The 6,853-nt window shown below is 70.5% G+C and carries 6 protein-coding genes and 1 pseudogene; 4 read left to right on the forward strand and 3 right to left on the reverse strand.

The genetic code is table 11. The features are described from left to right. Window positions 1-528: 528 nt before the first annotated feature. Window positions 529-794, forward strand: a pseudogene (locus ACGF12_RS37645) (alpha/beta fold hydrolase); the annotation flags it as partial. A gap of 444 nt (window positions 795-1,238) precedes the next feature. Here ACGF12_RS37645 and ACGF12_RS37650 read toward each other — a convergent pair. After that, a complete protein-coding gene (locus ACGF12_RS37650; RefSeq protein ID WP_393040877.1) occupies window positions 1,239-2,195 on the reverse strand; it encodes an alpha/beta fold hydrolase in 957 nt (318 codons plus the stop codon). A gap of 72 nt (window positions 2,196-2,267) precedes the next feature. Then, window positions 2,268-3,149 (reverse strand): SDR family oxidoreductase, encoded by an 882-nt coding sequence (locus ACGF12_RS37655; protein ID WP_393040880.1) that lies wholly within the window; start codon window positions 3,147-3,149, stop codon window positions 2,268-2,270. Between the two features lie 83 nt (window positions 3,150-3,232). Here ACGF12_RS37655 and ACGF12_RS37660 point away from each other — a divergent pair, with 83 nt between their 5' ends. Beyond that, window positions 3,233-3,814: a TetR/AcrR family transcriptional regulator gene (locus ACGF12_RS37660; protein WP_393040883.1), complete on the forward strand. Its 582-nt coding sequence runs from the start codon at window positions 3,233-3,235 to the stop codon at window positions 3,812-3,814. Window positions 3,815-4,074: 260 nt separating this feature from the next. On the opposite strand, the gene ACGF12_RS37665 is transcribed toward ACGF12_RS37660, so the two are convergent. Further along, complete coding sequence (locus ACGF12_RS37665; RefSeq protein WP_393040884.1) at window positions 4,075-4,338, reverse strand: NAD(P)-binding protein; 264 nt, start codon at window positions 4,336-4,338, stop codon at window positions 4,075-4,077. A 288-nt stretch (window positions 4,339-4,626) separates the two neighbouring features. Here ACGF12_RS37665 and ACGF12_RS37670 point away from each other — a divergent pair, with 288 nt between their 5' ends. After that, a complete protein-coding gene (locus ACGF12_RS37670) occupies window positions 4,627-6,177 on the forward strand; it encodes a multicopper oxidase family protein (RefSeq protein ID WP_393040887.1) in 1,551 nt (516 codons plus the stop codon). Further along, on the forward strand, window positions 6,167-6,853 hold a 687-nt coding region (locus ACGF12_RS37675; protein WP_393040890.1), incomplete at its 3' end, for a transposase. The genes ACGF12_RS37670 and ACGF12_RS37675, both read left to right, overlap by 11 nt.

Consider the following 6,853-nt stretch of genomic DNA (forward strand, 5'->3'; position numbering starts at 1 on the left):
CACCGGCGCGGCGAGCACGGACCGGGCGACCGCGACCGATCGCGGCGATCAAACCCACCCGGCCAGTTGCTCGTTACCGACCCACGCTCCTAGCCAATGGACGGAACCGGCACAGCAAGGACAGCCTTGCCGGGGAACTGACCGGCATCAGTTCGCGCGCACTCAGCCTGAGCGTGTTCCTTGCGCTCTGGGGCTCAGATCCCCTGCCGCTGCTTGCAGTGCGGGCAGTTGCGGGTCGCAAATGGGCCTCGTTGACGCTGGCCAGCCGGGTCACTTCTTCGCAGCGCAGGCCCGCGGCTGGCCGTCTGTCCCCGTAGTCGGGCAGACCGACATCGGCCGGTGTCAGCCCCGCCCGCCGAGTGGACAGGAACTCACCGAGACGCGATCCCTCGCGCGCTGTGGCACTCATGTGACCGAGTATCAGGCGCGCGGGGCCCGTCCAACCTGCCCCTGCCAGCAGTGCCGGGATCCCAGACCGATGTGACGGACGTGGGCGGCCCCCTGCTTGAACACGCTCTCGCCGGTCAGTCCCTCAACCGCTACCGGAACATGGACCGCGACTGGGAGAACCTCACCGTCCTCGCCGGCGCCCCCATCGCCCAGCCCTCCCTGTTCGCCGGCGGCAGCCCGCCTCCACGACCTGGCTGGCCGACGCCATCGAGGCGTTCCCCGCCACCCCGCCGGGCCGGTGCTCCTCCCACATCCTCGACGGCTGCGGCCACTGGATCCAGCAGGAACGCCCCACCGAGGTCAACCGGCTCCTGACCGACTGGCTCACCGACCTACCCGACTGACGCGCTCCACCCCAAGAGCAGCGAGCCTGCCCCGCCGTTCGAACGATTCATCGGGCGCCCGCGAGGACAACGGCGCCACACGCGCTCCCAACGTCAGAACCATCTTGTGCTGGCCGCCAGGAGTCGATCGCTTCGGCAACCGGCGGAAACCGGCACGTGCGTCACCGGACAACTCCGGCCCGCCGTGAAAGGTGAATTTCGGTCCGCTCCCTGGATACCGACCCGCACACGCAGTTGATGATGCTGGTGCGCGACGACCTCACCGACGGCGACGAGCACTGCGCCACGCCGTCCTCCCTCGACCGGAAGTCCCGCTGACGACGGCGCTGCCACTCGTCGGCAGGACTACTGTGTCCCCTCCTCCCGGGCGCCGAAGGCTGACTCGGACCAGGCGGCGGCCGGCCCGCGAGCAGCGCCCGGGAGCGGCTGGCGCCGCGTGGGAGGTCAGGCGCCCAGCGTGCGGCTCCACTCACGCACGGTCCTGCTGTAGAGCTCGGGATCGCTGCCGTGCATCACGTGGCCCGCCTCCGGGAACGACAGGTAGTCGAACCGCTGGCCCGCTCGGGTCACCAACTCGCGTACGTGCCGGATCTGCAGATCCGAGATGGCGCCCTGAAGTCGGCCCGACTCCTCGTCGACGTGGTGGAAGTGGTGACTGAAGAGCACCGGGACCTTCACGGCCGCGAGCATCCGGGCGTGGTCGACCGAGGCGCTGGCCGACCCGCTCGCGAAGGCGTGGGCCCACTCGGGGTCGTACTCCTTGAACGTCTGGGGCGGTTCGTCGCCGCCCAGGAAGTCGCCCATCGCCGCCAGGCCCCGGGCGAGTGCCGGCGGCAGCTCGGTGGCGATGGACCGCTTCAACCCCGGCCAGTCGCCGACCGACCACTGGTCGCCGAGGTACTTGCTCATCAGCTCGAACCAAGGGCCGATGGCCTGGTGCATGCCCTGGCCGTAGGCAGGCTGGATCTCCGAGGAGAACAGCGGCGCGTCCTCGCAGTACACGCCGCGCAGCATGCCGGGTGTTGCGTAGGCGGCGAGCCAGGCGGCGATGACGCCGCCGGACGACAGGCCGCAGGCGACGACCGGGCGCCCGATGCGGCCGGTGACGAACCGCACCAGGTCGTTGCCCATGTTGTCGAGGGTGTAGCGCCCGGGGGTGCGGGTGGAGCGGCCTTGGCCGCGCAGGTCGACGACGAAGACCTCGAAGTCGTCTTCGAGAAGCTTCATCGCCGCCTCGTAGCCCCACCAGGACTCGCCCTGGGCCGGGATGAGCAGCAGGGCCGGGTTCTCGGGCGATCCGGCCGTGGCGTAGTTGAGGCTGACCTCGCCGGTGTCGAAGGCGTGCTCGGGGTAGTGGTGCGTGACGTAGGTGGCTTCTGGGTTGTGCGGTCCGTAGGTCATGGGAACGTCGTTCCTCTCGTCGAGCCGTCGGGTTCGGGCACCGGTCCGGCGCCAGGGGCGTTCGGGCTCAGGTCAGGGCCGGATGTTCTCCAGGTCGGCGAGCAGGCTCGGGTGGGTCGGTTGCCAGCCGAGGGTGGCGCGGGTGCGGGCACTGGACGCGGGCTGGTCGGTGGCGAAGATCGGGCCGAGGGGGCCGAAGTCCTCCTGCGGGAGCGACTCGACGGGCAGGCCCAGGCGTCGGCCGATGACGGCGGCGATGTCGCGGACCGCGTCGCCCTCGTCGGCGACGGCGTGCCAGGAGCTTCCGGCCGGGGCGTTCTCCAGGGCGAGCCGGAACAGCACGGCGGCGTCCCGTGCGTGGACGGCGGGCCAGCGCTGCGAGCCGTCGCCGGGGTGGCCTGCGACGCCGGTGCGGCGGGCGATGTCGGTGAGCAGCTCGGCGAATCCTCCCCGGCCCTCGTTGTGGACGGTGCGCGGGAGCCGTACCGCCGAGCTGCGCACGCCCCGGGAGGCGAGTTCGAGCGCTCGGGTCACCGAGCGGCTGCGCCCGGCGACCGGCCCCTGCGTCGGTAGGGCGTCGTCCTCGGTGGAGGCGCGCCCCGGCACGTAGGGCGTACCGGCCACCGTGACGAGCGGGCGGTCCGTGCCGACAAGGGTGTCGCCGAGCGCGGTGAGCGCGGCAGCTTCCTCGGTGATGCCCTGGGCCAATGCCTCGGGCGAGCTGAAGTCGTTGCTGAAGGCCAGGTGAATGACACCGTCGGCCTGCTCCGCGCCGGCGCGCAGGGTTGCGAGGTCGGCGAGAGCGCCGCGGAGAACGGCGGCACCGGCGGACTCGGCGCGGGCCGCGGCGGCGGCGGAGCGGGCGAGAGCGGTGACGGCGTGTCCCGCGCTGAGCAGTTCGGCGACGACGGCCGACCCGACCAGGCCGGTTCCGCCGGTGATGAAGACGCGCATGACGAGCTCCAAGGAGTGATGCGACTGGTGTCCCATCACTATAGCCGTGATGCGACACATGTCGCATCACCTAGAATGGGCCCATGCCGAGATGGAAGCCCGACGCCCGACAGCGTCTGGTCGTGGCGGCGCTCGGACTCTTCGCCGAGCAGGGCTACGACCAGACGACGGTCGCGCAGATCGCCGAACGCGCCGAACTGACGCGCAGCACGTTCTTCCGCCACTTCGCCGACAAGCGCGAAATCCTCACCGCGGGCCAGGGCGCGCTGAGCCGCCTGCTGGCCGAGGGCATCGACACCGCCCCGGCGGACGCGACACCGCTGGCGGCCGTCGCCGCCGGCCTGGAGCGCGCATCGGGGGAAATGACCTCGTTCAACCGCTCGCTCGGCCCGCTGCTGCACGCGGCGATCGAGGCAAATGAGGAACTGCGCAGCCGCGAGGCCACGAAGAGCGCCGGCATGGCCGCAGCGATGGTCGACGCCCTCAAGCGGCGCGGCATCGCGGAACCCACCGCACTGGCGGCCGCCGAACTCGGCGTCCTCGCCTTCCGGCTCGGCTACACCCGATGGGCCGATCCCGCCCGCGACGACCACCCCGGCGAGTTGGCCACCCTCGCCCGCGCAGCTTTCGACGAACTCCGCCAGGCGGTCACGGACCTGCGCTGACCGGCCCGGAGCGCAGGGCGCGGTCGGCGGCACAGTACGGGCGACCATGCATACGGCGGGCCGGCGCCTGCCCGCGGGTCGGACACATGCCGGCCCGCGGGTCCGGTCTCGTAGCGGCCGCTGTACGGTCACTCAGGGCACGGGGCAGGGGCCCTTTCGGTGAAAGCGGCCTACGACCTGCAGTTTTGCAAGTCGGGACGACAGGATTTGAACCTGCGACCCCTTGACACCCCCGGCGGCGCGACTTGACTGAATGGACGTCATATCCGGTTTTTCACACGATAGTTGACCCACAAGAACGCAGTGGTCGGCAGCCCGGACGACACCCGCGCGTACGTGCCGAACACCAACGGCAACAACGTCTCGGTGATCGACACCGCCACCGACGGCAGATCAAGCCGCCCACCGGTGCCGGTTCCGGGCACCGAGGCGCTACGGGCCTTCCCACCCCATCCGGCAGGCTCCACCACGGTCACCGCGAACCCGCGCTCCGCCAGCTCCATCGCCGCCGTCAGCCCGGCCACCCCGCCCCGAACACCGCAACCGCCCGGCCCGCCCGCCCGGCCCGGCACCGCCACAGCCCTCCCCCGTCCGCCACCGCTAAGCCGACCCTGATTCTGGCATGCCCTGATCAAGATCGCCTCGGCGTCGCACATGCCCGCCCGTTTTCGCCCATGGGTGCTCATCGCCCGCGGTCCCAAAGTGGCCCCCAAGTGCCCGGCGGGCACGGAACGCTCCCGCTGCTTACGCTGAGTCCGCTGCTCTCGCACAGCCACAGCGTCCCGATTGCCGTCCGGAAGGTGAGCACGAGCATGATCTCGATCGGTCGCAGGGCAATCATGCGAGGGGGACTCGCGGTTGCCGGCGCCATGTTGGCCGGCTGCCAGGCCGCCGTCGGTGAGGGTGGCGGTAACGCTGCGACCGCGACGCCCTCCGGAGCACCGTCCTTCCCCCCGCTGATGCAGCCCGACGGTCCCCAGGTCAGCGCCCGGGAGGCATTACGGCACTGGAACGGGACAGTCCGGAGCTATTCGCTCACTGCCGCGGTGGGACCGGTGGACCTGGGGGGTCCCAAGGTCAACACCTGGAGCTACGACTATCAGGTGCCCGGACGGGAACTGAGGGTCACGGCCGGCGACCGGGTACAGGTACACCTGACGAACCAGCTGATTGAGGGCACCACCGTGCACTGGCACGGGCTCGCCATCAGGAACGACATGGACGGCGTACCGGACGTCACCCAACCCCCGATCCCGGCCGGCGGCGGCACGTTCCTCTACGACTACGTCGTCGACACCCCCGGCACCTACTACTACCACCCGCACGTCGGCCTCCAGTTCGCACACGGCCTGTACGGACCCCTGATCGTCGAGGATCCGCACGAGCCCCTGGCCTACGACGAGGACTGGGTCGTCGTGATGGACGACTGGCTGGACGGCGTGAACGGGCTCACCCCCGAAAACGTGTACGCCGCCCTACGGAGTGGTGGCAAGACGTCGGCCAGCCCCGCGTTGCCGGGCTCGGCCGGCATTCTCCGCAGCGGCACCAGCGCGCTGCTGGGCGGAGACCCGGGAGACGTGCGCTATCCCTACTACCTGATCAACGGTCGGATCCCTGGATCCCCCGTCACCTTCAACGGCAAGCCTGGCAGCCGGGTGCGGCTACGACTCATCAACGCCGGTGCCGACACCGCGTTCCTGGTCGCTCTGGGCGACCACCGCATGCAGGTGGTCCAGACGGACGGAACACCCGTCGAGCCCGTGGAGGCGGACTGCGTGCTCATCGGGATGGGCGAGCGCTACGACGTCGTCATCACGCTCAAGGACGGGGTCTTCCCCCTCGTCGCCGTCGCCGAGGGCAAGGGCGACAGCGCGTTCGCCGTGGTGCGCACCTCGTCCGGCTCGGCGCCACCGCCCACCACGCGCCCCGCGCAGCTCACCGGCACCGTGGCGGGAGGCCGGAACGTGGCGTCCCTGACCGCCGCCCAGGGCCACCGACTCGCGGCCCGTACGGTCGACCAGGACATTCCCATCGCCCTGACCGGCTCGATGGCCGGCTACCAGTGGAGCCTGGACAACCTGGCGTACAACCCCAAAGCGCCCCTGACGGTCATGACCTCCGGCCAACGCGTGCGGCTGAGCTACACCAACACCACGATGATGTGGCACCCGATGCACTTCCACGGCCACAGCTTCGCCGTCGGAGGCCCGAACGGCCCCCGGAAGGACACCGTCATGGTGCTTCCCGGACAGACGGTCACCTGCGAGTTCGACACGGACAATCCCGGCCAGTGGGTCACCCACTGCCACAACGCGTATCACGAAGAGGCCGGGATGATCGGGGTCCTGGCCTATCGGGCCTGACCGGCGATCAGGAGTCGACAAGCGCCTCCGGGAGTTCCACGACCGGGTCCGCGAGAGGGCCGGGCGGGATCCGGAACCGAGCGCAGGCGTGATCGACTCGCAGTCGGTCAAGGCCGACGCCGTCGTCGGATCCGACAGCCGCGGCTTCGACGGCGGCAAGCTGGTCAACGGCCGCAAGCGCCACGTCGTGGTCGACACGCTCGGCCTGCTGCTCGCCGTGACGGTCACCGCAGCGGATGTCGGCGACCGAGCCGCCGCCCAGGTCCTGCTCGCCCAAGTCGTTGCCGCGCACCACCTGCTGGCCCTGATCTGGGCCGACGGTGGCTACACCGGCAGCCTCGCCGAGCACTGCCTCACCGCTTTTGCCCTGGTCCTCGCCATCGTCAAGCGCAGCGACGACATGCGAGGCTTCGTCGTGCTGCCCAAGCGGTGGATCGTCCAGCGGTTCTTCGCCCACCTGATGCGAAGTCGCCGCCCGGTGCGTGACTTCGAGCGCCGCACCAGCAGTGCCGAGGCGATGGTCTACTGGTCGATGACGACGCTCATGACCCGGCGCCTGGCTTGGCCACGCCCTTCGCAAGTGAGGTTCCCCCGGGATGCGGAGGATGGTGACAGCGGTTCAGATGGGTCTCATGAGAGGACCCGAGGCCATGGCCGCCCCGAAGAAGTACCCGCA

The sequence above is a fragment of the Kitasatospora sp. NPDC048296 genome (assembly GCF_043201815.1).
In the GTDB taxonomy this organism is placed as follows: Bacteria; Actinomycetota; Actinomycetes; order Streptomycetales; family Streptomycetaceae; genus Kitasatospora.

Bases quoted from the DNA above. Each gene is read 5' to 3' on its own strand.
- ACGF12_RS37650 (WP_393040877.1), bottom strand. From the start codon at position 2,195: ATGACCTACGGACCGCACAACCCAGAAGCCACCTACGTCACGCACCAC.
- ACGF12_RS37655 (WP_393040880.1), bottom strand. From the start codon at position 3,149: ATGCGCGTCTTCATCACCGGCGGAACCGGCCTGGTCGGGTCGGCCGTC.
- ACGF12_RS37660 (WP_393040883.1), top strand. From the start codon at position 3,233: ATGCCGAGATGGAAGCCCGACGCCCGACAGCGTCTGGTCGTGGCGGCG.
- ACGF12_RS37670 (WP_393040887.1), top strand. From the start codon at position 4,627: ATGATCTCGATCGGTCGCAGGGCAATCATGCGAGGGGGACTCGCGGTT.